This window comes from Methylobacterium sp. Gmos1 (genome assembly GCF_053764715.1).
In genome coordinates, this window is the sequence record NZ_JBSNCC010000002.1 from 305,716 (window position 1) to 328,850 (window position 23,135).

A 23,135-nucleotide genomic window follows, 5' to 3' on the forward strand; every position below is an offset into this window, starting at 1 on the left:
GCGGTTCTCGGCATAGGGAAGCGGGCCGCCGACGTGGCGCACGATTCGACATTTCGGGTTTTCGGGGGGCTTGGGGCATGGGCGGGACCGCGGGAGCCGGACGGACGGGGGCAGAGCGCCCGATCCTGCGGGTGCTGGACGGCGAGGCCTTGTCGCCGCCGCCGGCCTGGATGATGCGCCAGGCCGGGCGCTACCTGCCGGAATACCGGGCGGTGCGGGCCGAGGCCGGCTCCTTCCTCGACCTCTGCTACAACCCCGACTTCGCCACCGAGGTCACGCTCCAGCCGATCCGCCGCTTCGGCTTCGAGGCGGCGATCCTTTTTTCCGACATCCTGGTGGTGCCCCACGCGCTCGGCCAGGACGTGCGCTTCGTCGAAGGGGAGGGGCCCCGCCTCGACCCGCTCGCCGGCCGGCCGGACTTCGACGCGCTGATCGAGGCGGGCGATCCCCGGGTGATGCGGCATTTGGGCCCCGTCTTCGAGACCGTCGGGCGGTTGCGTGCCGAGCTGCCGTCCGAGACGACGCTCCTCGGCTTCTGCGGCGCGCCCTGGACCGTGGCGAGCTACATGATCGGCGGGCGCGGCACGCCGGATCTGGCGCCGGCCCGGGCGCTCGCCGCCCGCGACCCCGCGCTCCTCGACGCCCTGATCGACCGCCTGGTCGCGGTCTCGACCGAGTACCTGGTGCGCCAGTTCGAGGCCGGCGCCGACGCGGTGCAGATCTTCGAGAGCCATGCCGGCAGCCTGCCGGACGTGCCGGCGGGCGAGGCCGGCGACGCGCTGGCGCGCTGGAGCTTTGGGCCGATCGCCCGGATGGTGGCGGGCATCCGCGCCCGGGTGCCGGGCGCCAGGATCATCGTCTTCGCCCGAGGCTCGGGGCTCGACGGCCACGCCCGGGTGGCGCAGGAGACCAGCGCCGACGCGGTCGGGGTCGACTGGGCGGTGGACCTCAAGGCCCTGCGCGCCCGCCTGCCGGCCTCGGTGGTCACGCAGGGCAACCTCCACCCCGAGACCCTGATCGAGGGTGGCGCGGCCCTCGACGCCGCGGTGGACGCGATCCGGGAGGCGACCGCCGGTACGCCCCACATCTTCAACCTCGGCCACGGCATAACCCCGCAGACGCCGATCGCGCATGTCGAGCGGATGCTGGCGCGGCTGCGGGGGTGAGGGGGGCTCGTCCCGTTCGGGCTCGAGAGCCCGCGTCGCAGGACGGACCGCATGATGGGCATCCATCCTACCCTCGACCTCATCCTGAGGTGCGAGCGCCAGCGAGCCTCGAAGGAGGCCTCCAGAAGCCTCCGCGCTCCCTGGAGCCCTCCTTCGAGGCCTCCGCTGCGCTTCGGCACCTCAGGATGAGGTCGAGGGTGGGATGATCTGAACACCGTGATCGAATACTTCTCCGCAGGAACCACCCCACCGTGTATCTCTGGATCAAGGCTGCCCACATCATCTCGCTCATCGCCTGGATGGCGGCGATGCTCTACCTGCCGCGGCTGTTCGTCTACCACGCCGCCTTGCCGGCGGGATCGCCGACGGCTGAGACCTTCAAGGTGATGGAGCGGCGGCTCGCCAAGGCGATCATGCTGCCGGGGATGATCGCCACCTGGATCTTCGGCATCGCGCTCGCCGTGATGAGCGGCGCCTACACCGAGGGCTGGCTGCACGCGAAATTCGCCCTGGTGCTGGCGATGAGCGGCATTCACGGCTGGCTGTCGCGGATGGTCAAGGACTTCGCCGCCGACCGCAACACCCGCAGCCCGAAATTCTACCGGGTGCTCAACGAGGTGCCGACGCTCCTGATGATCGCCATCGTGATCCTGGTGGTGGTCAAGCCGTTCTGAGGGACACGTGATGGCGGGCATCGAGACGCAGACCCTCTCCCTCACCCTGGCCGGGCGCTCGGTGAGCCTGCCGGCCGACCGGATCGGCGAGGGGCCGCCGGCCCTGCTGCTGCCGGCCCTGTCCTCGATCGCCACCCGCGAGGAGATGCGGCCCCTGGCGACGCGGTTGTCCGCCCGCCACCGCTGCCTGGTGCCGGACTGGCCGGGCTTCGGGGCGCAACCGCGGGCGAGGGTGGCGCTTGCCCCCGACACGCTGCACGCCTTCCTCGACGCCCTCCTGGCGCAGGCGCCCGGGCCCTACGCCCTCGGGGTCGCGGCCGGCCACGCCGCCGGCTACCTCGTCGCCGCGGCGGCGCGGCATCCGGGCGCCTTCGCGCGCCTCGTCCTGGTGGCGCCGACCTGGCGCGGGCCGCTGCCGACCGCGATGGGCGAGGAGCGCCGGCCGCTCTTCGCCAGGCTGCGGCGCGCGATCGAGGCGCCGCTCCTCGGCAACCTCATCTACCGGCTCAACGTCAGCACCCCGGTCGTGTCGCGGATGATGCAGGCCCACGTCTACGCCGATCCGGCCCGGGTCACCCCGGCGCTGCTCGCCGAGAAGCGGCGGGTGACCCACCAGCCCCGGGCCCGCTTCGGCACCGCCGCCTTCGTCACCGGCGGCCTCGACCCGGTCTGGACCCGCGAGGATTTCTTCGCCCTGTTCGGCCCCGGCCTGCCGCCGGTGACGATGCTGCAGCCGAAGGGCGCGCCGCGCCGCTCCGGCGCCGAGATGACGGCGCTCGCCGAGAGCGGCCTCGTGCACCGGGTCGCGATCCCGGGGGCGCTCGCCGCCCACGAGGAATGCCCCGAGGCGGTCGCCGCCGCGATCCTGGCGGCGGAGGCGTGAGGTGCGGACGCGTCTCGCCCTCTGCCTGGCGCTCGCCGCGGGCACGGCCATCGCCGAGCCGGCGCAGCCCTACCTGAAGGACGGCGCCCTCGACACCGGCGCGATCCTGCCCCCGCCGCCGAAGCCCGGCAGCGCCGGGCAGGCCGCGGATGCCGCGACCTACGCGGCGACCCGGGCGCTCGCCGGCTCGCCGCGCTGGTACCTCGCCACGTCCGACGTGCCCTCCGGCGTCGGCGCGCTCCTCGACGATTTTTCCTGCGCCGCCGGCCGCCGGCTCGACCCCGGCCGCCTGCCGGTCCTCGCCGGGCTCCTCGCCCGCGCCCGCCGCGACGTGGTGGTGCAGGTCCGCGACGCCAAGGCGCGCTTCGCCCGGCCCCGGCCGCATCTCGGCAACGACGCCGCACTCTGCGTCGACCGCAGCGAGGCCCTGGACCGGAGCTTCGCCTACCCCTCCGGCCACGCCACCGAGGGCTGGACCTTCGGCCTCGTCCTCGCCGCCCTGATGCCGGAGCGCGCGGCGGGGCTCCTCGCCCGCGCCCGGATCTACGGCGAGAGCCGGATCGTCTGCGGGGTGCACTGGGCGAGCGACGTCGAGGCCGGGCGCCTGACCGGCAGCGCCCTGTTCGCCGCCCTCGTCGGCGATCCCGCTTTCCGGGCCGATCTCGACCGCGCCCGGGGGGAACTCGTCGACGCGCCGGCCGGGCCGGCGCCCGAGCCGGCCGCCTGCGCGCGGGAGGCAGCGGTATCTACGCCTTAGCCCGAGGCGGAGCGCCGAGTTGCACGGCTGGCGCATCGGCGTCGTCGCGGATGACGCGCCGGGATGTGTTTCCAGATTAACCCGGAGTGGGGCGACGTTCGGTCGAAAGCTGCTTCGGTCCGAAGAGATGGTTCGCCTCTCGCAAGCCACTGCCCTTTCCCGGACGACTGAAGCGCCAGCGGAAGGAGATCCGGGATCCGCAATTAGACTTCGCGAAGCGTCCGCCTGTCTGCGACGGTGCAAGAGACAGAGCCGCTTCGCGGCACTTCTCTCCTGGATCCCGGATCTCCTTCCACTTTGTTCCAGTCGTCCGGGAAAGGGGCGGGCTTGAGCATCGGGCGCGTCTGACGACGCGGGCCCGCATACGAAAACAGCGCCCGATCGCATCGCGACCGGGCGCTGCCGTCAGAGCCTCGATACGACCGCGGTCACGCCGCCTTGCGCTTCGCCTTCTTCGCCCGCCGGCCGAGGATGTTGAGCACCTCGACGCCGGCCGAGAAGGCCATGGCGGTGTAGACGTAGCCCTTCGGCACGTGGGCCCCGAAGCCTTCCGCGATCAGCGTCATGCCGATCATGATGAGGAAGCCCAGCGCCAGCATCACCACCGTCGGGTTGGCGGCGATGAAGCGCGACAGGGGATCGGCGGCGAGCAGCATCACCGTCACGGCCGTCACCACCGCGATCACCATGATCGGCACGTGCTCGGTCATGCCGACCGCCGTGATGATGCTGTCGATCGAGAACACCAGGTCGAGGAGCAGGATCTGGCCGATCGCCGCGGCGTAGCCGAGCGTGGGGCCCCCGCCGGCCTTCTCCGCCGGGTCGGGATCGAGGCTGTGGTGGATCTCCTTGGTGGCCTTCCACAGCAGGAACAGGCCGCCGGCGATCAGGATCATGTCGCGCCAGGACAGGCCCTTGCCGAAGATCTCGAACACCGGCTGGGTCAGGTGGACGATGTAGGCGACCGTGCCGAGGAGCGCGAGGCGCAGGATCAGGGCGAGCCCGATGCCGATGCGCCGGGCGCGCGACTGCTGCTCGACCGGCAGCTTGTTGGTGATGATCGAGATGAAGATCAGGTTGTCGATGCCGAGCACGACCTCCATCACGACCAGGGTCGCGAGTGCGGCCCAGGCCGTCGGGTCGGCGGCGAGCTGAAGCAGGGATTCCACGCGGGATATCCTTTACGGGAAGATCGAGGGGCGGCCCGTCGGGTCCGGGGCGTGGACCGGGGGCGCGTGGACCTGGACGGCCTGCGGCAGCACCCGCACGTGGGCGGGGGTGTAGGTCGTCAGCTCGCCGTCGGTGTTGACCGGGCGCGGCTTCTTGGTGCGCAGGATCACCTCGGTGGTCTGGAAGGCGCGCACGTCGGCGGCCTTGCCCTGCGTGCCCCGGCGCAGGGCCGGCAGCAGGGCGAGCAGCCGCCACCAATGGGCGACCTCCAGGCTGTAGAAGTTGAGCAGGCCGTCATCGACGGTGGCGTTCTCCTCCACCGTCATGCCGCCGCCGTAGTGGCGGCCGTTGCCGACCGAGACCTGAATCGTGCGCACGGTCTCCACCGTGCCGTCGTGCTCGATATAGACCGTGAACGGCCGCGCCCGGCGCAGGAGCCGGAACGCCGCGACGCCGTAGCCGACCGTGCCGAGGCGGCGCTTGAGGTCCGCCGTCAGCTCGCCGGCGAGATCGGCCGAGAAGCCGATGCTGGCGACGTTGAAGAAGTAGTGGCCGTTGACGCAGCCGAGGTCGATCGGCCGGGCCGGCACGGTCGCGATCACCTCCGCCGCCTCGATCGGGTCGGCCGGCAGGCCGAGGCTGCGGGCGAGGTCGTTGGCGGTGCCGAGCGGCAGGATGCCGAGGGGCAGGTGCGCGTCCGCCAGCGCCTGGGCGGCGGCGTTGAGGGTGCCGTCGCCGCCGCCCAGGATCACCATGTCGCAGGTGCTCGCATGGGCGTGGATCAGGGCCTTGCAGTCGGTCTCGTCCGGCGGCGGCTCCACCGGCTCGATGCCGCCGCGGCGCAGCACGCCCTTCACGGCGTCGAGGTCGAGGCTGCCGTTGCGGGCCTTCTTGTTGACGACGAGCAGGGCCCGCCGCGCGGGCTCAGCGCCGGACATCGGCGCCTCCGGCACGGACGATGAGGAACGGAATGGGAATGACGCGCAAGGCTGCGGTCCCTCCAGTGCGATCGTGCCGCGTCAGCACAAAGGCAGAGAAGGGGTCCGACATCGCGGTCGACGCCTCGAACCGCCAGAGGGGCCCGGACCCGGGGAGACTCTGAGGTGGGGTCGCGGCCGCGCTTGGCAAGGGTCCGGCAAGGGTCCGGCAAGGGTTCCGCGGCGCGAGAACGGCCCTGGCGGCAGTCCCCGATACCGTGTGAGGGTGTGTGGAGCGTGGGTATTGGGGAGTGCGCGGGAGACGCAATGGAACCGTAACCGCAGCGACGGACGTTCCCCTCTCTGCAATCCCTGCCCGCTCGTGCTCCTCCCCCGGGTGCCGCCCCCATGCTCCGTTCCCTCCGGCTCACGCCCTCCCGTCCGTCGGCCGCCCTCGTCGGCCTCGGCCTGACCGTCCTCCTGTCCCCGGCGGCCCTGGCGCAGGGCTGGGTCGATCCGCCCGGCCGGGCCAATCAGGCCCCCGCCGCCGCGAGCCCCGCCCCGGCGCCGGCTCCCGCGTCGCCCGCGCCCAAGATCGCTCCCGCTCCCCGGGCCGAGGCGCCGAAGGCTCACGCCCCGCGCCGGGTCGCCGAGGAGGCCCAGAGGCCGGCCCGCAGCGGGATCCATGCCGCGACGGAGGCCCGCCGCGCGGCGCGGATCGCCCGGACCGAGCGCCCGCTGCCGGTCCAGATTCCCGCTCCCGCCCCGGTCACCGTCTCGGACGGGCAGATGCGCGACTGGGCGGTGGCCTCGCAGCGCCTCGCCCGCGACTACCTGGCGTCGATCTCGGGGTCGAACGGCGCGACGCTCGCGGCGGCACCGGGCTTCTACGGCAGCCAGGTCGTCTTCCACGGCCGGACGATGAGCGTCGCCAGCCTGATGTCCGAGAAGCGCCGCTTCGTGCAGCGCTGGCCCGAGCGGCGCTACCGCCCGCGGCCGGATTCCCTGCGCACCGCCTGCAATGCCGGGCTCGCCGTGTGCCAGGTCCGCGCCACGGTCGATTTCTCGGCCGCCAGCCCCGATCGCGGCGTGCGCTCCCAGGGCACCGTCGACCTGGAACTGGCGGTGAGCCTGGCCGGTGCGCGCCCCGTCATCATCGCGGAGAACAGCCGGGTGGTGCGCCGCGACGCGGTGGCGAGCCGCTGAACGCAGGACCGCCCTGTGACAGGGCGCCCGTGAGGACCTAGATGAAGACGGAGGCCGCCCGCCACGGGGCGGGCGGCCCGGGCAGACCCCGCGGCCGGGGGCGATGGGACACGATGCGGACATGACCTCGCGTGAGCAGTTGCAGGCGCTGATCCGGGCCGAGATCGACCGGCAGCGCCCCGTCGCGGTGGCCCGTCGCACCCTCGAGCTGCTGGCGGAATCCGCGATCCGCCCCTCCGACGCGCCGCCGGGCTACCAGGTCGTCGACCGGGACGGGCACCCGCGCAGCCGCAGCGTCGCCGGCGAGACCCTGCCCCTGACGCTCGGCGACCTCGTCGACGAATTGCGCCGCCAGCATCCGACGATGTTCTTGGCCGCCGCCGCCCCGGCCCCGCCGGCGGGCGACGCACCGCGGGACTGGATCGTGGTGAAGCCCGCCGCGGCGCCCGTACCGCCCGCCCGCCCCTCGCGCCTGCGCGACACCCTCGACGGGCTCGCCGCGCGCCTGCGCCGGCCGGAGCGGGAGCCGGAAGCCCGAGCCGCCGCACACATCGTGATTCCGCCGGTCCCGCCCGGCGAGGGGCTGAAGCCCGGCCTCGCCCGGCCGCAGCCCTTGCCCGGCCACGGGCCGTCCCGCCGCCCGATCTACGCGGTCGTCGGCGGGCTCGCGGTGCTGGGCGTCGCCTACGTCCTGCTCCGCGGCGGCGACGAGCCGGCGCGCGAGGCCGCGGTCGCCCAAGCCCCCGCGCCAGGGGCCGGACAAGCGGTTGGGCAAGGGGCCGGCCGGAGCCGGGCGGCCGATGCGCCCGCATTCGAAGCCAGACCCGCCGAGACGAAGCCGGCCGAGAGGAGAACCGCCGAGGCGAAGCTCGCGCCGGCCGCGGCGGCGTCGAAGGGCCAGGAAGCGAAAGCCCAAGATTCGAAAGTCCAGGAGTCGAAGGGACAGGAAGCGAAGCGCGAGCCGGTCGAGACCGGGGCCCTGGTGCCGGACGCGCCCGGCCCGGTCGCCGGCGTCGCCGAGGTGCTCGACACCGCGACTCTGCGGCTCGGCGGCCGGACCCTGCGCCTCTACGGCGTCGAGGCGGCCCGGGGGGCGCAGGCGAGCGACCTCACGGGCTATCTCGGCGGCCGCCCGGTGAACTGCCAGCCGAGCCCGGCGAAGACCGCCTGGATCTGCACCGTCGACGGGCACGACCTCTCCGAGGTGGTGCTCTACAACGGCGGCGGCCGCGCCACGCCCGAGGCGACGCCGGACCTCGTCGAGGCCGAGCGCCACGCGCGGACCGGCAAGCTCGGGATCTGGGCGAGGCCCTGAAGATCTCGGGCTCGGCGGACCGATCCCGCCGCCCGCGCCGTCACCCGAACGCCCCCACCTCGTGCTGGATCATGCCGCTGATCTCGCGCACGAGGACGAACAGGCGGCGGATCGGGGCGAACAGGGTGCGGTGCTCGGCCTCGTAGGTCCCGACCCCGCGCGGCCCCGCCGGCTCGCCGAAATTGAGGCCGAGCGTCGGGTCGGGCGTGACCGGGAAGATGTCGTCGAGGAGTTTCAGGCAGCTCTCGACGTCGAGGCGCAGGATGCGCTCGATCAGCGCCTCGCGGGTGATGCCGTTCTGCGGCCGGAAGCCCGGGATGTGCACCGCCAGGAACCAGATCCGGTGGATCAGCGCCAGGCGCAGCGCGTGCAGGAGCGCCAGCCGCGGCGTCATTCCGGGCAGGTCGGGGGCGACCATGTGCAGCATCAGGTGGTCCTGCGTCAGCCGGCCGAACAGGCGGCGCAGGTGGGGCGCGAGGTTGAGCCGGTCGAGGGCGGCGGCGACCGCGACGATCTCTTCCCGCCGCCCGTCCCGCGTCGCGCGCCGCGCCCGCTCCAGCCACATCGAGGGGTCGAGCGTATCGATGTAGGCGCGCAGGACGTCGAGGTCGCCGACGGCGGTCGCCTCCTGCACCAGCCGGAAGGCGCGGGCGAAGCGCTCGGAGCGCTCGCGCATCTCGACGAACAGGTCCGGGGCGCGACCCGCCGCCCGACCGACGCCGTGCAGGGAATTGGCCAGGAAGCCGAGCTGCTGGAGGATCGCGTTGTTGGGGATCGCCCGCATCTGGCGCGGATGGGTGATGGCGACGGGCCCGCCGCCGTCGGATTGCCGCGCCACCGGGCGCGAGCCGGTGCGGTCGATCAGGTTCGGCCCGAAGGTGCCGAGCAACGCCGCGTAGCCGGGATCGTTGACCAAGGTCTCCATGTCCTGGCGCACGCCGGTGAAGAACTCGGTGGCGAAATCGGCCTCCGCATATATCGGGTCGGGGGCGGGCTGGAGCCGGCTGTAGATGTGCTCGCCGATGCGCGCGACCGTCGCCTCGGCCAGGGCCTTCGTACCGAACATCAGGTAGCCGTCGCTGCCCTGGAAGCTCGATTCGAGGCTGGTGCGGATCCCGGCCTCGCGGTTGCGCCGCCGCGCGTGGTCGGGGGCGAGGTAGGCCAGACGGTCGGCGAGGCTCGTCGGGTGCGCGCCCCGGCCGATCGACTCGCCATGGGTATCGAAGATCACGAGCTCGATGTCGGTGAGGTCGTGCGCCGCCATCAGCTCGGTGATGCGGAAGCGCAGGCGCTCGATCCAGAAGGTGGCGGCGAGCTGGCCGACGTAGCGGCCCGAATCCGAGTAGCCGAACTGCACGACGAGGCGCCCGGTGCGCTTGAGGTAGGCGCGCCAGTGGGGGGAGCGCAGCGCATCCTCGATCACGTGCACGCCCTGCTCGAGCGCGGACGCCGTCTCGAACAGGGGCGTGATCTCGACCTTGTCGCCGATGCCGAAATGCTGGGCGAGCCAGAGCGCGGCCAGTAGCGTGTAGCCGGTCTCGGTCTCGGCGATCAGGAAGCGGACCGGGTGGGTGCCGTCGACGTGCTTGAGGATCTGGGCGATCGTCATCATCAGGCGCGCCGCCGAGGCCCGCTCGGCGGCGAGCGCCCCGAAATCCACCGGCACCGCCGCGACCGCGTCGAGGAGCGCGTTGATCGAGGCGAGGTGGGAGCGGCGCTGGGCCGGATCGGTCGGGTCGCCGTCCTGGTCGAGCGCCCGGCGCACGGCGTTGTGGACCTGGCTGGCGTTGAGCCGGAAATGCGGCAGGCCGTTCTGGAGCCCGTGCGCGGCGACGCCGGCCCGCAAGCCGCAGAGCTTGAGGCGCGCCTCGTCGTCGGCGGCCTCCCGCACCGCCCGGTCGAGGAGGGCCAGCAGCGGCCCGGCCTCGGTCTGGGCCCGGTCGCGCTCGATGATGAGGGCGAGCGCGAAGCGGTGCACCGCCTCCAGCGCCGGCTGCTCGCCGAGCTTCGGCGCCACTGCGAGCTGGCGCAGGACGGCCGCCCGCGCGTCCTCGGCGAGGCGCCGCGCCGGCTCCGCCGCGGGATCGTCGGGCAGCTGCGCCAGCACCCGGTCGAACTGGGTGCGCTTCGATTCGAGCCGGTAGCGCAGGGTGTCCCACCAGCCGATATCGGTGCGCCCGTCGGTGTCGCAGCCGACCCAAGAGGCGATGACGACGGGCTTCGGGACGAGTTCGCTCCAGCTCTCCGGCCAGCGCTCGCGGGCGGCGCGCAGCAGGGCCTCGTTGAGGCGATCGAGGGCGGCGCGGCCGTGCTGAACCGCGTGCCGGGCCTGATCGAACTCGTCGTTGAGGGTGATCACCGGGTCGGCCCGGGCCGAGAGCGCGGCGGCCTGCTCGATCGGGGCGCGGCGCGCCGCCGGATCGGGCTCGGAGGCGGCCTCGGCCAGGAGGGCCGCCACCGCCTTCGGCATCCCGAAGGTCGGGTGGGCGGTGAACACGGCGGCGAATCGCGTGCGTTCGACCCGGGTGCGGGCGGTCTCGAAGCTCATCTCCGGATCGCCGAGGGCGGCGGCCGCCACCGCCTCGGTCGCGGCGGCCGAGTCCGGCTCGGAGCCGAGGCCGAGATAGGCCCGCAGCCGCGCCGCCCGGGCCTCCAGCGCCTGGGCGCGCAGGCGCACGAATAGGCCGGCGAGATCGTCCTCGCCGATCTCGTCCCGGTCGAACAGGCGGCTGATCGCCAGCGCCACGGTGAGGACGGGGTTGCGGAACGGGTCCTGGCTCGCCTGGTGGCGCGCCTCCTCGACCAGCCCGATGAGGTCCGCCTCGAGGGTCGCGGCGGAGCGGATGTCGGAGCCGTGGCGGTCGGAGCCTTGAAGCCTGTCCATCGGGTCGCTTCGTCCTGTGGCCGGATCACCGTCCGGATCGCGCGGCGCGCGGGCTCGCGCCTGGATGCCCCGACGCAAGGAGCGTTCCGCAGCGGATATAGGCGGCGCACCGGCGCGGGCGCCACCGGCCGGCGCGCCGCGCGGACCCTGCGGCCGCCAGGACACAGCCCGGGGCCGAATCGCTCACGGCGGCGCCCTTGCGATGGTTAAGATCTCCTTAACGCCCCATGCTGACCGCCCCGAAGATGCCGACTCGCGGAGCAACGCGCCATGATGTCGATCGGAGCTGCCTTGAATGCGGCCACCACCCTCGTCGGAACCGCCCTGCCCGCCGGGCTGATCGGGGAGCGCGCCCCGGTGCGGACGATCCGCGAGGCCGAGGACGAGGACGAGTCCGGGACGCCGCCGGCGGACGGCGCCCTGCTCGTCGCCATCGAGGCGGGCCTGCGCGAGGCAGGCTACCTCCCGGCCTGACGCGGCCGGACCGGAGGCCGCGGGCGAACGCCGTTCCTGCATGCGCGATTGCATGCGCGACCGTCTTCATGCGACCGGACAGGTCGCCGGAAATGCTCTAAGGCTGGCATCACGATGGAGATGATCGTGATTCTGGCTGCCGTGGCAGCCCTGGTGTTCGTCGGCCTGGTGCTTCTGTTCGCACATGGCCGCGGCCGGCGTCCGTCCCTGCGGCTCCCGCGCGAGCAGGAGCTTGAGGACCGGGGTGACGAGCTGTTCCGTGATTTCGACGAGGACCTCGCCGGCCTGCTCGAAGAGGCGGCGCACCGGCCGGCGCCGCCGCGCGCCCGCCCCGAGCGGCTCGAGGCCCCCGACGCGCCGAGGCTCCGCCCGAGGGGCGGCATGACCATCGACCACGACCCGGCGGAGCCCGGCCTGCCCGAGCCCGGCGACCGAGCGTTCGACCTCCCGAGGTTCCATCCTCCCAAGCGCGACGGAGAATCCCGGTGAAGCGTGCCGCGGTGCAGGCCGTCCTTCTGGCCGCCCTCTCGGCCGTCCCCGCTCATGCCGCCCCCGGCGACGCGGCCCCGGCCTGCCCGGCACCGCAGGCGGCCGAGTTCGCGGGCGCCAAGGGGTTTCGCCTGTTCGTCACCCGCCAGGGCACCATGACCTGGAGCAACCCGCTCCGCCCGCTCTCGCCCGAGACCGTGCAGGTGCTGCAGGTGGTGATCCGCAACAAGCTCGCCACGGCCTACGGCCCCGATTTGTCGGGCCTGCGCCGCGGGCCGTCGCCGGCCGCCCTGGAGGCGCAGAACGGCGCCACGATCCAGTGGGCCGGCAGCCCCGATTCCCTGCCGCCGACCCTGCGCATCGTCGCCGACGACGGCGGCCAGGTCCTGGCCGAGCTCGCGTTCCAGGCCTGCGGCGACGCCCCGAAGGTGGCGGAACCGAAGGCGCAAAAGCCCGTCCCCACTGCCCGCAAAGGGACCCCGAAGAAGGCCGAGCCGAAGCCGGACGCCCCGACGACGGAGGGCGCCCAGGCCGAGGGGGCCGAGCCGGCGGCCGATGCGCCGAAGCCGGCCCCGAAACGGGCGGCAAAGCCGAAGCGCGAGAAGGCGGCGGCACCGGAGGGCGCGCCCTCGCGCACGCCCGGCGGCCTGATGCTGCCGCAGGGCGCGATTCCCTGAGCTTTCCCGATTTCCCCGCGGAAACACCCCGGCCGTCGCGGCGTTCGTCCGCGGGCGGCCGATTCCTCCTCTCAACGACCCGATCTCGGAGACGTCACGCGATGTACGATTCCTGGCTGCGCCTCGGCTTCGACACCGTTCGCCTCGGCCTCGAGGCCCAGACGGTCGTCGCCCTGCGGCTGGCCAAGCTCTCGCTCGGCGGCGCGGCGGCGCAGGTCGAGGCGCAGCGCATGGTGACGGAGAAGCTGGAAGCCGCGGCGGAGGCCGCGATGACGATCGCTACCGGCGGCACGGCCGAGCGGGTGGTGCGGGATTATCGCCGCAAGGTCCGGGCCAACGCCCGGAGGCTCAGCCGCGGCTGACGCGGGGCCGGATCGTCGCGGCTTTCGTCTTTGCGGCTCGCTCGCCGGAGTTGCACGCACGGTCCCCGACAGGACAGGAACACATGGCCGTGCCCGCGGAGCAAACAGCTCCACGTCTCTCACGCGCCCTTTCCGGGCTCGGAACGGGCGCGGGATGGAAAAACGATCGTCCGACCCGCTACCTCTCGTCGCCACCGGACCGGTGACGACCACGGCGACCGCCCGCGGCGACGCGGCAGCCGCTCACCGTCCAAGGCCGCTCACTTGCGGGCGGCCATCATGTCGTGGGTCAGCACCGTCAGCTTGCCGATCAGGCTGCTGATGTCGCCGTGGGTGCAGGACCATTGCGTGCCGATCGCCCCGCCGTCGGAGGAGACCGACACCACGGCGACGGAGCGCAGCTTGCCCTCGCGGGCCAGGCGCAGCTGCTCCTGGAGCACCTCGATCATCGAGGCGGTGTTCTCGTCGACGGGGGCCGCGGCCACGGCCTGCGGAAAGGCGACGATGCGGGTGGTTTCGGCGGCGATTTCGCTCATGGTGACTCTACGAACGCTGGAAGGAATCGGGTGTGCGGCAGCCGCGCGCGGCGTCCGGCTTGCGTGCGCCTCCGGGACGGTCGAGCCGCCTCAGGAGGTCGGCGAGATCCGCCGGCAGCGCCTCGGCCAGGCAGCCGTCGAACGCGGCGTGCAGGCCGGGGGACAGGAACGCGGCTAGGGACGCGGCCGTGCGGCCTGCATTACCGTCCCCTCGGGCCGGGGCCGGGATGGCGGGAACTGGCCCGCCGGGTCGATCGTGCATCGCCCGTGACATCATCGCAGCCTCGCGTTCCAGGAGCCGCCCTCGCCGCCAAAACTGCCCATCCGGCCGCGGATCACAATCCCCGTACTGTGGCCGAGCTTCCACTTCCGACCGCGATGTTGTGGCACCGCAACACCCCGCGCACTCGCCCAGGGCCCGGTCTCGTCGCGGTCCGGGCGGGTGCCGGACGCGGCCTCAATCCAACTCCATTCGGTGTAGCCGCGAACGACAATTGGTGACGACCGATATCAATTGGTTGAAAACAGTTAAATCAAAGGGCCAGGATTAACTTTTGTTATCAGATTGTGAACATATATGTGTTAGTGCAATCCTCATGTGGTGTGGTGGGGCGCTTTGGCCGAATTTCTCATTCGCAAGCTTGAGCACTTCACGAGCTTGTCCTCCGACGACAAGCTCGCGCTCGACCAGGCGTCGCGCCAGCGCACGCGCCGCATCCGCTCGCGGGACGACATCGTCCACGAGGGCGACCTGCCGCAGGGCGTGAACCTGATCCTCGACGGCTGGGCCTGCCGCTACAAGACCCTCGAGGATGGTCGCCGCCAGATCATCGCCTACCTGCTGCCGGGCGACCTGTGCGACCACAACGTCTCGGTGCTGGGCGAGATGGACCACTCGATCGGCACCGTCACCGCCGTCACCCTGGCCGAGATCCCCACGGAGGCCATGCGCCAGCTCACCGCGGGACACGCCCGGCTGTCGCAGGCCCTGGCCTGGGAATCCCTGGTGGCGGCGGCGATCCAGCGCGAATGGACGGTGAATATCGGCCAGCGCACCGCCTTCGAGCGCCTCGGTCACCTGCTCTGCGAGCTCTATGTCAGGTTGCGCGCCGTCGGCCTCACCCAGGGCACGACCTGCGAGCTGCCCCTGACCCAGGCCGAGATCGCCGACACGATCGGGCTGTCGGTGGTGCACGTCAATCGCACGTTGCAGGAACTGCGCAGCGTCGGGCTGATATCCCTGCGCGGCCGCGAACTCACCATCCACCGGCTCGAGGCGCTGCAACGGGCAGTCCAGTTCAACCCGAACTACCTCCATCTGGGCCGCGAGGGACGGCACCTCGATTCCAATGAGGCGTGAGGCGACCGCCGGGCGGGACGACGCACAGGAGAGCGCGGAGGAGCCCGACTTCCGCCGGATGGTCGAGAGCATCCCCCACCTCGTCTGGCAGTCGAACCCGCACGGCGACTGGGTCTGGGCGAGCCCGCAATGGGCCGCCTTCACCGGGCAGGGCCCCGGCCGCAGCAACGGCTACGGCTGGCTCGACGCCGTCCATCCGGAGGACCGCGAGCGCACGCTCCAGGCCTGGCAGGCGGCGTCCCGGTCCGGCCACCTGGCGATCGAGCACCGCCTGCGCCGCCACGCTGCGGACGGGACCGGGGATGACCACCTGTGGTTCTCGACCCGGGCCACGCCCCGGCACGACGGCGACGGCCGGCCGCTCGCGTGGTTCGGCACGTCGACCGAGATCCACGCCCTGTACCTGATGCGCGAGACGCAGGCGCGCCTGATCCACGAATTGCAGCGCCAGGGCCGCAACAATCTCGCGGTGACGCGCGGGATCGTGCGCCGCATCGCCGATACGGCGGTCACGGCCGACGACGTCGTGTCCTACGTCGACGATCGCCTCGCCGCCATGGCCCGCATCCAGGCCGAGGTCTCGCGCGAGCCGTTGAGCGGCGTCGCCCTGGAGGTGCTGATCCGGGACGAATTGTCGGCCCACGCCCTGCCGGAGCCGAGCGAACTCTCCGGCCCGCCGGTGCGGCTGCCGGTCGAGGTGGCCGAGAAGCTCGGGCTCGCCCTGCATGAGCTGGTGCTGGGCGCGGTGCTCGACGGCCACGACCGGATCGCCGCGACCTGGACCACGACGCCGACCCACCTCGCCCTGATCTGGCGCGAGCGCGCGCGGCCCGGCGCGGTGGCGGGCAGCGGCGGCGGGACCCTGCGCGGCGAGATGCTGGAGCGGATGCTCGCCTACGACCTGCGCGCCGTCACCACCATCACCGAGACCGGCCGCGAGCGTCAGGTCGTCATCGTGCTGCCGCTGCCGTCGTGAGGCACGGCTGTTTCACGTGGAAACGCAGAGGTGATGCGCCGCGGTGAGGTTTCGTCAACCTTGACCGGCCCAGTTGCGGGCGCGGCCCCCGCAACCCAGGCAGGCGCAACCGCGGATTGACGCCCGCCGGGCCGGTGCGCGACAGAACAGGGCTCCCGCTGCCGCCACGCTCTCTCGCGCCCCTCATGTCCCACGCGTCCGCCGCGCCGTTCACCCGGGCCGGCATCCTCACGGGCATCCGCCTCAGCCTGCCGCTCTGGCCCAGCATCGCGGTGTTCGGCGCCGCCTTCGGGGCCGCGGCGGCCCAGCGCGGCTTGAGCCTGGCGGAGGCGGTCGGCGCCAGCGCCCTGGTCTATGCCGGCTCGGCCCAGATGGTGACGCTGGAGGTCTGGGGCCAGCCCTGGACGGTGAGCGCGCTCTTGGCCGCCATGACGGTGACGGGTCTCATCAACGCCCGCATGATCCTGATGGGCGCGACGATCCAGCCCTGGATGCGCGGCACGCCGCTCTGGCGCACGGCCGTCACGCTGTTCGTGCTCGTCGATGCGAGCTGGCTCATCGGCGTGCGCCACCGATCGGAGGGCGGGCGCGACCTCGGGGTGCTGTTCGGCGCCGGCATCGGCCTGTGGCCGCTGTGGATCGCCTCGACGGCGGCCGGTCACCTCGCCGGCGCCCTGGTGACCCAGCCCCGGGCCTACGCCCTCGACATGATCCTGCCGGTGTTCTTCGCCGCGATGCTGGCGCCGCTCTGGCGCGGGGTGCGGCCGGCCCTGCCCTGGCTCGCCTCCGGCCTCGTCGCGCTCGTGGTGCAGCGGCTGGTGCCGGGCTACGCCTTCATCGCGGCCGGCGCTGCCGCGGGTCTCGTCGCCGGCCTCCTCGTCGATGACGGGGCGGCGCGATGATCGATGCGCTCCTCGCCGGCCCCGCCGGCCCCTGGATCGCCATCCTGGCGCTCGCCCTCGTCACCTATCTCTGCCGCGCCTCGGGCGTGGTGCTGATGAGCCGGGTGCGCCTCACCCCGCGGGTCGAGCGGGGCTTGCGCGCCCTGCCGGGATCGATCGTGGTGGCGACCGCGCTCCCCACCGGCCTCTCCGCCGGCCTGCCGGGGCTCCTCGGCCTCGTCACCGCCGCGGGCGTGATGGCGCTGACCCGGTTCGAGCTGGCGGCGGTGCTGGCGGGGTTGGGCGTGGTGGCGGCCGGGCGGGCGGTGGGGTTGTAGGCGCGGCCGGCGCAAGCCGTTCGCGACCGAAACGGCTCGAAGAGCGCCTTTGCCCTCACCGCAACCTTTGCCGGATCCGAAACCCCAGCCCGTCGCGCACGTCGCGGTAGGCATCGAGCCGCTGCTCGCGCGAGCCCTGCGACACCGTCGGGTCCGGGGTCGGCCAGTACTCGACGTCGGCCGCCACCGTGCGGGTGAGCTCCAGCGCCGCGTGGTGGGCCTCCGGCGAGAGCGAGACGATCAGGTCGAAGTTCAGGCCCTCCCACTCCTCCAGCTCCTCCAGGGTGCGGGGGCGGTGGCGCGAGGCATCGATGCCGATCTCGTCGAGGGCCGAGATCATGAACGGGTCGGCGGGCTCGCCGCCGCGCACCCCGGCGGACTGGACGTAGACCGACTTGCCGAAATAGTGCCGGGCCAGCGCCTCGGCGCAGGCCGAGCGCACCGCGTTGAAGTTGCAGACGAACAGCACCGACTGCACCCGCTTGCCCGGTCTCGGCGGCTCGGGTCTCCCGGGGTCCGGCTTCGACGGGTCGGCCCCGGCGGGAGCGGCACTGTCCGGAAGGGGGCTTCCGGACAAAGGCTCAGCCCTTCCAGTGCAGGGCGAAGATCAGGGTGAACAGCCGGCGGGCGGTGTCGTGGTCGATCTCCACCTTGCCCTCCAGGCGCTGGCGTAGCAGCTCCGACGCCTCATTGTGGACCCCGCGCCGGCCCATGTCGATCGCCTCGATCTGGCTCGGCGAGGCGGTGCGGATCGCCTTGAAGTAGCTGTCGCAGATCATCTCGTAGTCGCGGATCACGCCGCGGAACGGCGTCAGCGACAGGAGATGGGTCATCACCGGCTGGCCGTCGGCGGTGGAGATCGCGAAGGACAGCTTGTTCTCGACGAGGCCGAGCGCCAGGGCGTAGGGCCCGCCATCCTGGTTGGCGACGCGAAAGCTGTTCGATTCCAGGATGTCGTAGATCGCGATGGCGCGCTCGTGCTCCTGGTCGGGATTGCCGCGCCCGATCGAATCCTCGTCGAGCGTCACCTTCGCCAGGCGCTGTCGCGGATCGGGAGCCTCGCTCGCCATCGGATCTCCTCCCCGGATGTCGTCCAGGACGTGCAGCAGAGGCGAGCGCGACCCTGCGCGCAAGCCGGACCTAGAGCATATTCCGACGAAGTGGATACCGGTTCGTCGGAGGTATGCGGCGAAATCAAAGACCTAGAGCGCCGCCCGATCGCAACGTGATCGGGCGGCGCTCTAGAATGACCCGGAACTGATTAAAGGTTCAGGCGGATCGCCACCGAGCGGGCATGCCCCTCCAGCCCCTCCGAGCGGCCGAGCGCGACGGCCGCCGGCCCGAGCGCCCGCAGGGCCTCGGGCGTGCAGGAGAGGAGCGAGGTCCGCTTCATGAAGTCGAGCACGCCGAGGCCGGAGGAGAACCGGGCCGAGCGGGCGGTCGGCAGGACGTGGTTGGGGCCGCCGACATAGTCGCCGATCGCCTCCGGCGTGTGGGCGCCGAGGAAGATCGCCCCGGCATTGCGCACCCGCGCCGCCAGGTCCTCGGCATCCGCCGATTCGATCTCGAGATGCTCGGGCGCCAGGCGATCGACCAGCGGGATCGCGTCCGCCAGTTTCTCGACGCGCACGATCGCGCCGTAGTCGCGCCAGCTCGCCGTCGCGATCTCCGAGCGCGGCAGGGTCTTCAGCTGCCCCTCGACCGCCGCCGCCACGGCCTCGGCGAGCGCGTCGCTGTCGGTGACGAGGATCGCCTGGGCGGCCGCGTCGTGCTCGGCCTGGGCGAGGAGGTCGGCCGCGACCCAGTCCGGGTTGGCGGAGGCATCGGCGAGGATCAGCACCTCGGAGGGGCCGGCGATCATGTCGATGCCGACCTGGCCGAAGACCCGCCGCTTGGCCGCCGCCACGTAGGCGTTGCCCGGGCCGACGATCTTGGCGACCGGGCGGATGGTGGCCGTGCCGTAGGCGAGTGCCGCCACGGCCTGGGCACCGCCGACGCGAAACACCTCGTCGACCCCGGCGAGCTTCGCGGCGGCGAGCACCAGCGGGTTGGTGACCCCGTCGGGCGTCGGCACCACCATGGCGAGGCGCGGCACGCCCGCGACCTTGGCCGGCACCGCGTTCATCAGCACCGAGGAGGGATAGCTCGCGGTGCCGCCCGGCACGTAGAGGCCGACCGATTCGAGCGCGGTCCAGCGCCAGCCGAGGGTGACGCCGAGCGCGTCGGTCTCGCGGTGGTCCGCCGGGACCTGGGCGCGGTGATAGGTCTCGATCCGGTCCTTCGCCAGCGCCAGGGCGTCGAGGGCTTCCGCGGAGCACGCGGCGGTCGCGGCCTCGATCTCCTCGGCCGAGACCCGGATCGTGCCGGGCGTCAGGTCGAGCCGGTCGAAGCGGGTCGTGTAGTCGACGAGCGCCGCGTCGCCACGCTCGACCACGTCGCGGATGATGTCGCGCACCGCCGCGTCGACGTCCTCCGCCACCTCGCGCTTGACCGAGAGCAGGCGGATGAACTGCGCCTCGAAGTCGGGGTCGCGGGAATCGAGGCGCTGCATGCGGGATCCGGTCTCGTGGTCGGCGGGAAAACCGCCTGCCGACTGCCAAAAAATTCAGGCCGCGTCGAGGGGCATGTCGAGATGGGCCGGCTTGCTCTCGGCCTGCCAGACCGGCCCCAGGTCCTTCATCGCCGCCTCGATGCATTCGAGCTCGAGCCGGATCGCGCCGCCGCCGGAGAAGACCAGGGTCGCGATGCCGGACGGCGCCTCGCCGGGCTCGAAGGTGATGGCGAGCAGTTCGAGCGGGCTGTCGGGCTCGTCGCGGGAGAGGTTGCGGCAGCGGACGTTGAGCACCCGGTCGAAGTGCAGGCCGGTCAGCCGCCGGCGCGGCGGGGCGCCGTCGGGGCATTCCCAGTCGAAGCGCCGCGCCACCAGGGCGAAGCGGCGCTCGCGGGGCAGGTAGGCGAGGTCTCCGGTCCGCAGGACCGCATCCTGCAGGTGGGTCGAGATGACCGCGAGATCGTCGGCGTCGAGGGCAGCGAGCTTCAGGAGCTCCATCTCCGCGTCCTTCACTGTCGGCGTCCCTGTGCTTGGGGCCGGTCCGTCGAGCGGCCGGCCCGCGCTGGAGGAGTGATACTGAACACAGGTAGCGACGGCCCCCGCCGACGACAACCATCGCCCCGCCGATGGCGGGGGACCGGGTATTTCGCGCGAGGCCGCCTGTCGCAGCGGCACCGAATCGCCTCAGCCGGCGTTCATGTCGCGCCGCCTAGCGTGACCGGCGAGAAAAAGGTCCGACACAAACCGTCCAAACGTGAGGAGAGACCCCGTGAGAACCGTGATGACCGCCGCCCTGGCCGCCCTGACCCTCGGCCTCGGGGTCGCGCCCGCCTTCGCGCAGTACGGCTACGGCTACGACGACGATCGCCCGCGCCGCCGCTACGAGGAGCGCTACGACTACGACCGCCCGCGCTACCGCGACGAGTACGACCGTCCGCGCTACCGCGGCGAGTATGGCGGCGGCCGCATCGGCCGGATCTGCGTCACCGCCCGCGGCAACTGCCCGACCCGGCCGGCCCCGCTCAACTCGTCCTGCGGCTGCGAGGTCCCGGGCTTCGGCTTCAAGCGCGGCGCCATCGGGTACTGACGCCATCCGGCGGGGCGCGCGGCCTCGCCGCGCGTCCCGCCGAGGCTCGTCCCTCTGCGGACGGGTCGGGGGTCTACGCGGAGACCCGCCCCACCCCCTCCCGCGGGCACAGGAGCGCGAAGCGGGCCCCGCCGCCCTCGGCCTCCCCGACCTCGACCGAGAAGCCGTGCAGCCCGGCGATCGCCGCGACCAGACCCAGTCCGAGGCCGTTGCCCGGCGCCTGGCGGGCGCGCTCGGCGCGGTAGAAGCGGCGAAAGACCCGCTCGCGCTCAAGGGGCGGGATGCCCGGGCCGGTATCCTCGACCGTGACGAGCGCGCCGCGCTCGGTCTCGACGAGGCCGACCCGCACCGCGCCGCCCGGGGGCGTGAACTTCACCGCGTTGTCGATCAGGTTCGCCAGCGCCTCGAACACGAGGTCGCGGTCGCCGCGGACCGGTGCGGGCTCGCCCGCCACGGCGACCGCGAGCGCGACGCCGCCATCCTCGGCCAGCGGCTCGAACAGCTCGGCGGCCTCGCGGACGATCGTGGCGAGGTCGAACGGCGCGAAGCCGGCCGAGCGGCGGCCGTGCTCGATCTCGCCGATGCGCAGGACCGCGGTGACCATCGCGAGGGTCTGGTCGATCCAGGCGAGGCCCTGGTCGATCGCCGCGCGGAACTCCTCGACGCTCGCCGCCTGGTCGCGGCTGCGCTCCAGCCGCGCCCGCAGCCGGGTCAGCGGCGTGCGCAGGTCGTGCGCTACCGCATCGCCGACGCTGCGGACCTCCTCCAGCAGGCGCTCGATCTCGTCGAGCATCCGGTTGACGTCGCGGGCGAGCCGGTCGAACTCGTCGCCCCTCGTCCCGACCGGCAGGCGCCGCCGCAGGTCGCCGCGGCGCACCTCGGCGAGCGCCACCTCCGTTGCGGCGAGGCGTCGTCTCGCGCGGCTCGCGAGCATCAGGCCGCCGAGGCCCGACAGCGCGAGGGCCGGCACCAGCCCCAGGCCCATCGCCCTCAAGGTCGTCGCCCGCACCCGGTCGATCTCGTCGGTGTCGTGGCCGACCACCACAGTGCCGCCGCCGGGCAGCGCCAGCGCGGTGGCCCAGATCTCGTCGGCCAGCGGGCCGTCCGTCGTCTCGATCGTTGCGCCGACCCGGGCGGCGTCGCCGTCGCGGGCGAGGCCCGAGGGCAGGGCGGCGAGGTTGCCGGCCCGCCGCACTCCGTCTGAGCCATAGACCCCGCCGTAATGGGTGGCGTGGCGGTCCATGGCGATCCAGGTCTCGATCCGGCCGACCGCGACGGCCGGGTCCTCGGCGGCGGCCCGCACCTCGAGCCGCAGCGTCTCGGCCAGCTCCTCGCGCAGGAACGCCGCCGTCTGCCAGTAGACGAAGCCGAACATCGCGAGCGCCAGCAGCGCCGACCACAGGGCGATACCGAGCGCCCAGCGGAAGGTGGTGGAACGGAGAAGGTCGGTCATCGCGGTTCGTCGTCGGGGATCAGCGTGAAGCCGATGCCGCGCACGCTGTGGATCACCGGCGCCTCGCCGGCGGCCTCCAGCTTGCGGCGCAGGCGGCCGAGATGGACGTCAATGAGGTTCGATTTCGGGGTGAAGCGGTAGTTCCACACCTCCTCGAACAGCAGCGCCCGGGTCACCACCTGGCCGGGGCGGCGCATCAGGTATTCGAGCAGGGTCAGCTCGCGCGGCAGCAGGTCGAGGTCGCGGCTGCCGCGCCGGCCGGTCCCGGCGATCAGGTCGATCTCCAGGCTGCCGACCCGCAGGATCGTCTCGCGGGTGTCGGCCGGGCGGCGCAGCAGCGCCTCGATCCGCGCGGCGAGCTCCGCCAGCACGAAGGGCTTGGCGAGGTAGTCGTCGCCCCCCGCCCGCAGGCCGCGGATGCGCTCGTCGACGTCGGACAAGGCCGAGAGCACCAGGGCCGGCGTGCGGTCGCCGGCGCCGCGCAGGGATTGCAGCAGGGTCAGGCCGTCGAGCCCCGGCAGCATCCGGTCGAGGAGGATCGCGTCCCACGCTTCCCCCCGGGCGCGCTCCGCCCCCTCCGGCCCGGTCGCAGCCCAGGCGACCGCGTGCCCGCGGCCCCGCAGGTCGCCCAGGATCTCCTCCGCCGTCGCGGCGTCGTCCTCGATCAGCAGCAGCTTTGCCACGTGTGTCTCGCAGGATCTTGCTTCGTCAATGAAAGACAATTCGTCGTGAAAGGTCGCGCTTTCCCCTCCCCCTTGTGGGGAGGGGCTAGGGGTGGGGGTGGTGCCGGAGGAGGCTCAGTGGTGCCGTCTGCACCACCCCCACGCGGGATCTTCGATCCCCATGACCCCTCCCCACAAGGGGGAGGGGAGGTGCGAACCGGAAAACGTGATTTGTCCTGAAATGCGCCCGCCGTCCCTGCGGAAACGGAAAGGTGAACGCGAATTTAGTGGCCAGGGCCGGCCCCGCGCATAGGTGT

Annotated in this window: 25 protein-coding genes; 15 read left to right on the forward strand and 10 right to left on the reverse strand. The window is 72.8% G+C overall.

The window, feature by feature from the left end:
- Positions 1-77 precede the first annotated feature (77 nt).
- The 4 genes from hemE (at position 78) to ACS5PV_RS04565 (ending at position 3,480) form a co-directional block, all read left to right on the forward strand.
- Positions 78-1,166, forward strand: coding sequence for a uroporphyrinogen decarboxylase (gene hemE, locus ACS5PV_RS04550; RefSeq protein WP_455394178.1), 1,089 nt, complete (start codon positions 78-80; stop codon positions 1,164-1,166).
- A 251-nt stretch (positions 1,167-1,417) separates the two neighbouring features.
- Positions 1,418-1,840, forward strand: coding sequence for a protoporphyrinogen oxidase HemJ (gene hemJ / locus ACS5PV_RS04555; RefSeq protein WP_455394179.1), 423 nt, complete (start codon positions 1,418-1,420; stop codon positions 1,838-1,840).
- Positions 1,841-1,859: 19 nt separating this feature from the next.
- Positions 1,860-2,723 (forward strand): alpha/beta fold hydrolase, encoded by an 864-nt coding sequence (locus ACS5PV_RS04560; RefSeq protein ID WP_455394455.1) that lies wholly within the window; start codon positions 1,860-1,862, stop codon positions 2,721-2,723.
- A 1-nt stretch (position 2,724) separates the two neighbouring features.
- Positions 2,725-3,480, forward strand: coding sequence for an acid phosphatase (locus ACS5PV_RS04565; RefSeq protein ID WP_455394180.1), 756 nt, complete (start codon positions 2,725-2,727; stop codon positions 3,478-3,480).
- Positions 3,481-3,908: 428 nt separating this feature from the next.
- On the opposite strand, the gene ACS5PV_RS04570 is transcribed toward ACS5PV_RS04565, so the two are convergent.
- Positions 3,909-4,649 carry a TerC family protein gene (locus ACS5PV_RS04570; RefSeq protein WP_455394181.1) on the reverse strand — a complete coding sequence of 247 codons (741 nt, stop codon included), beginning with the start codon at positions 4,647-4,649 and terminating at the stop codon, positions 3,909-3,911.
- A 12-nt stretch (positions 4,650-4,661) separates the two neighbouring features.
- Entirely contained in the window at positions 4,662-5,588 is a 927-nt protein-coding gene (locus ACS5PV_RS04575) for a lipid kinase (RefSeq protein ID WP_455394182.1), read from the reverse strand.
- A 387-nt stretch (positions 5,589-5,975) separates the two neighbouring features.
- Here ACS5PV_RS04575 and ACS5PV_RS04580 point away from each other — a divergent pair, with 387 nt between their 5' ends.
- The gene (locus tag ACS5PV_RS04580) at positions 5,976-6,773 is read left to right on the forward strand and encodes a hypothetical protein (RefSeq protein ID WP_455394183.1); all 798 of its coding nucleotides are present in this window, start codon (positions 5,976-5,978) and stop codon (positions 6,771-6,773) included.
- 121 nt (positions 6,774-6,894) lie between these two features.
- A complete protein-coding gene (locus ACS5PV_RS04585; RefSeq protein WP_455394184.1) occupies positions 6,895-8,088 on the forward strand; it encodes a thermonuclease family protein in 1,194 nt (397 codons plus the stop codon).
- A gap of 40 nt (positions 8,089-8,128) precedes the next feature.
- Here ACS5PV_RS04585 and ACS5PV_RS04590 read toward each other — a convergent pair whose 3' ends face one another.
- Complete coding sequence (locus tag ACS5PV_RS04590; RefSeq protein WP_455394185.1) at positions 8,129-10,972, reverse strand: phosphoenolpyruvate carboxylase; 2,844 nt, start codon at positions 10,970-10,972, stop codon at positions 8,129-8,131.
- A gap of 270 nt (positions 10,973-11,242) precedes the next feature.
- Between ACS5PV_RS04590 and ACS5PV_RS04595 the strand changes: the two genes are divergently transcribed.
- From ACS5PV_RS04595 to ACS5PV_RS04610, 4 genes are all read left to right on the forward strand, one after another.
- Positions 11,243-11,446 carry a hypothetical protein gene (locus ACS5PV_RS04595; protein ID WP_455394186.1) on the forward strand — a complete coding sequence of 68 codons (204 nt, stop codon included), beginning with the start codon at positions 11,243-11,245 and terminating at the stop codon, positions 11,444-11,446.
- Between the two features lie 114 nt (positions 11,447-11,560).
- On the forward strand, positions 11,561-11,935 hold the full coding sequence (locus tag ACS5PV_RS04600; RefSeq protein WP_455394187.1) for a hypothetical protein: 375 nt from the start codon (positions 11,561-11,563) through the stop codon (positions 11,933-11,935).
- Positions 11,932-12,612, forward strand: a complete 681-nt coding sequence (locus tag ACS5PV_RS04605; RefSeq protein WP_455394188.1) for a hypothetical protein — start codon at positions 11,932-11,934, stop codon at positions 12,610-12,612. The genes ACS5PV_RS04600 and ACS5PV_RS04605 overlap by 4 nt, the downstream gene beginning before the upstream one ends.
- A 101-nt stretch (positions 12,613-12,713) precedes the next feature.
- Positions 12,714-12,974, forward strand: coding sequence for a hypothetical protein (locus ACS5PV_RS04610; protein WP_455394189.1), 261 nt, complete (start codon positions 12,714-12,716; stop codon positions 12,972-12,974).
- Positions 12,975-13,234: 260 nt separating this feature from the next.
- On the opposite strand, the gene ACS5PV_RS04615 is transcribed toward ACS5PV_RS04610, so the two are convergent.
- On the reverse strand, positions 13,235-13,510 hold the full coding sequence (locus ACS5PV_RS04615; RefSeq protein WP_455394190.1) for a hypothetical protein: 276 nt from the start codon (positions 13,508-13,510) through the stop codon (positions 13,235-13,237).
- Positions 13,511-14,126: 616 nt separating this feature from the next.
- On the opposite strand from ACS5PV_RS04615, the gene ACS5PV_RS04620 reads away from it, so the two are divergent.
- The 4 genes from ACS5PV_RS04620 (at position 14,127) to ACS5PV_RS04635 (ending at position 17,065) form a co-directional block, all read left to right on the forward strand.
- Complete coding sequence (locus tag ACS5PV_RS04620; protein ID WP_455394191.1) at positions 14,127-14,870, forward strand: Crp/Fnr family transcriptional regulator; 744 nt, start codon at positions 14,127-14,129, stop codon at positions 14,868-14,870.
- Complete coding sequence (locus ACS5PV_RS04625) at positions 14,860-15,846, forward strand: PAS domain-containing protein (protein ID WP_455394192.1); 987 nt, start codon at positions 14,860-14,862, stop codon at positions 15,844-15,846. The genes ACS5PV_RS04620 and ACS5PV_RS04625 overlap by 11 nt, the downstream gene beginning before the upstream one ends.
- Positions 15,847-16,031: 185 nt before the next feature.
- Positions 16,032-16,748 carry an AzlC family ABC transporter permease gene (locus ACS5PV_RS04630; protein ID WP_455394193.1) on the forward strand — a complete coding sequence of 239 codons (717 nt, stop codon included), beginning with the start codon at positions 16,032-16,034 and terminating at the stop codon, positions 16,746-16,748.
- Complete coding sequence (locus ACS5PV_RS04635; protein ID WP_455394194.1) at positions 16,745-17,065, forward strand: AzlD family protein; 321 nt, start codon at positions 16,745-16,747, stop codon at positions 17,063-17,065. The genes ACS5PV_RS04630 and ACS5PV_RS04635 overlap by 4 nt, the downstream gene beginning before the upstream one ends.
- Before the next feature lie 55 nt (positions 17,066-17,120).
- Here ACS5PV_RS04635 and ACS5PV_RS04640 read toward each other — a convergent pair whose 3' ends face one another.
- The 4 genes from ACS5PV_RS04640 to ACS5PV_RS04655 all read right to left on the reverse strand — a co-directional run bounded on the left by ACS5PV_RS04640 (position 17,121) and on the right by ACS5PV_RS04655 (position 20,114).
- Positions 17,121-17,543 (reverse strand): arsenate-mycothiol transferase ArsC, encoded by a 423-nt coding sequence (locus tag ACS5PV_RS04640; protein WP_455394195.1) that lies wholly within the window; start codon positions 17,541-17,543, stop codon positions 17,121-17,123.
- Positions 17,544-17,646: 103 nt separating this feature from the next.
- Entirely contained in the window at positions 17,647-18,135 is a 489-nt protein-coding gene (locus ACS5PV_RS04645) for a UPF0262 family protein (RefSeq protein ID WP_455394196.1), read from the reverse strand.
- Between the two features lie 191 nt (positions 18,136-18,326).
- Entirely contained in the window at positions 18,327-19,616 is a 1,290-nt protein-coding gene (hisD, locus tag ACS5PV_RS04650; protein WP_455394197.1) for a histidinol dehydrogenase, read from the reverse strand.
- A gap of 54 nt (positions 19,617-19,670) precedes the next feature.
- On the reverse strand, positions 19,671-20,114 hold the full coding sequence (locus ACS5PV_RS04655; protein ID WP_455394198.1) for a DUF2948 family protein: 444 nt from the start codon (positions 20,112-20,114) through the stop codon (positions 19,671-19,673).
- Positions 20,115-20,385: 271 nt separating this feature from the next.
- Here ACS5PV_RS04655 and ACS5PV_RS04660 point away from each other — a divergent pair, with 271 nt between their 5' ends.
- Positions 20,386-20,703 carry a hypothetical protein gene (locus ACS5PV_RS04660; protein ID WP_455394199.1) on the forward strand — a complete coding sequence of 106 codons (318 nt, stop codon included), beginning with the start codon at positions 20,386-20,388 and terminating at the stop codon, positions 20,701-20,703.
- A 73-nt stretch (positions 20,704-20,776) separates the two neighbouring features.
- Here ACS5PV_RS04660 and ACS5PV_RS04665 read toward each other — a convergent pair whose 3' ends face one another.
- The gene (locus ACS5PV_RS04665) at positions 20,777-22,156 is read right to left on the reverse strand and encodes an ATP-binding protein (protein WP_455394200.1); all 1,380 of its coding nucleotides are present in this window, start codon (positions 22,154-22,156) and stop codon (positions 20,777-20,779) included.
- A complete protein-coding gene (locus ACS5PV_RS04670; protein WP_455394201.1) occupies positions 22,153-22,839 on the reverse strand; it encodes a response regulator transcription factor in 687 nt (228 codons plus the stop codon). Before ACS5PV_RS04670 ends, ACS5PV_RS04665 begins: the two co-directional genes overlap by 4 nt.
- Positions 22,840-23,135: the final 296 nt, after the last annotated feature.

What these genes read in the sequence shown, in the direction of transcription:
- ACS5PV_RS04585 (WP_455394184.1), top strand. Translation starts at nt 6,895, where the DNA reads ATGACCTCGCGTGAGCAGTTGCAGGCGCTGATCCGGGCCGAGATCGAC.
- ACS5PV_RS04625 (WP_455394192.1), top strand. Translation starts at nt 14,860, where the DNA reads ATGAGGCGTGAGGCGACCGCCGGGCGGGACGACGCACAGGAGAGCGCG.
- hemE (WP_455394178.1), top strand. Translation starts at nt 78, where the DNA reads ATGGGCGGGACCGCGGGAGCCGGACGGACGGGGGCAGAGCGCCCGATC.
- hisD (WP_455394197.1), bottom strand. Translation starts at nt 19,616, where the DNA reads ATGCAGCGCCTCGATTCCCGCGACCCCGACTTCGAGGCGCAGTTCATC.
- ACS5PV_RS04580 (WP_455394183.1), top strand. Translation starts at nt 5,976, where the DNA reads ATGCTCCGTTCCCTCCGGCTCACGCCCTCCCGTCCGTCGGCCGCCCTC.
- ACS5PV_RS04630 (WP_455394193.1), top strand. Translation starts at nt 16,032, where the DNA reads ATGTCCCACGCGTCCGCCGCGCCGTTCACCCGGGCCGGCATCCTCACG.
- ACS5PV_RS04635 (WP_455394194.1), top strand. Translation starts at nt 16,745, where the DNA reads ATGATCGATGCGCTCCTCGCCGGCCCCGCCGGCCCCTGGATCGCCATC.
- ACS5PV_RS04595 (WP_455394186.1), top strand. Translation starts at nt 11,243, where the DNA reads ATGATGTCGATCGGAGCTGCCTTGAATGCGGCCACCACCCTCGTCGGA.
- ACS5PV_RS04610 (WP_455394189.1), top strand. Translation starts at nt 12,714, where the DNA reads ATGTACGATTCCTGGCTGCGCCTCGGCTTCGACACCGTTCGCCTCGGC.
- ACS5PV_RS04575 (WP_455394182.1), bottom strand. Translation starts at nt 5,588, where the DNA reads ATGTCCGGCGCTGAGCCCGCGCGGCGGGCCCTGCTCGTCGTCAACAAG.
- ACS5PV_RS04645 (WP_455394196.1), bottom strand. Translation starts at nt 18,135, where the DNA reads ATGGCGAGCGAGGCTCCCGATCCGCGACAGCGCCTGGCGAAGGTGACG.
- ACS5PV_RS04615 (WP_455394190.1), bottom strand. Translation starts at nt 13,510, where the DNA reads ATGAGCGAAATCGCCGCCGAAACCACCCGCATCGTCGCCTTTCCGCAG.
- ACS5PV_RS04665 (WP_455394200.1), bottom strand. Translation starts at nt 22,156, where the DNA reads ATGACCGACCTTCTCCGTTCCACCACCTTCCGCTGGGCGCTCGGTATC.
- ACS5PV_RS04655 (WP_455394198.1), bottom strand. Translation starts at nt 20,114, where the DNA reads ATGGAGCTCCTGAAGCTCGCTGCCCTCGACGCCGACGATCTCGCGGTC.
- ACS5PV_RS04600 (WP_455394187.1), top strand. Translation starts at nt 11,561, where the DNA reads ATGGAGATGATCGTGATTCTGGCTGCCGTGGCAGCCCTGGTGTTCGTC.
- ACS5PV_RS04590 (WP_455394185.1), bottom strand. Translation starts at nt 10,972, where the DNA reads ATGGACAGGCTTCAAGGCTCCGACCGCCACGGCTCCGACATCCGCTCC.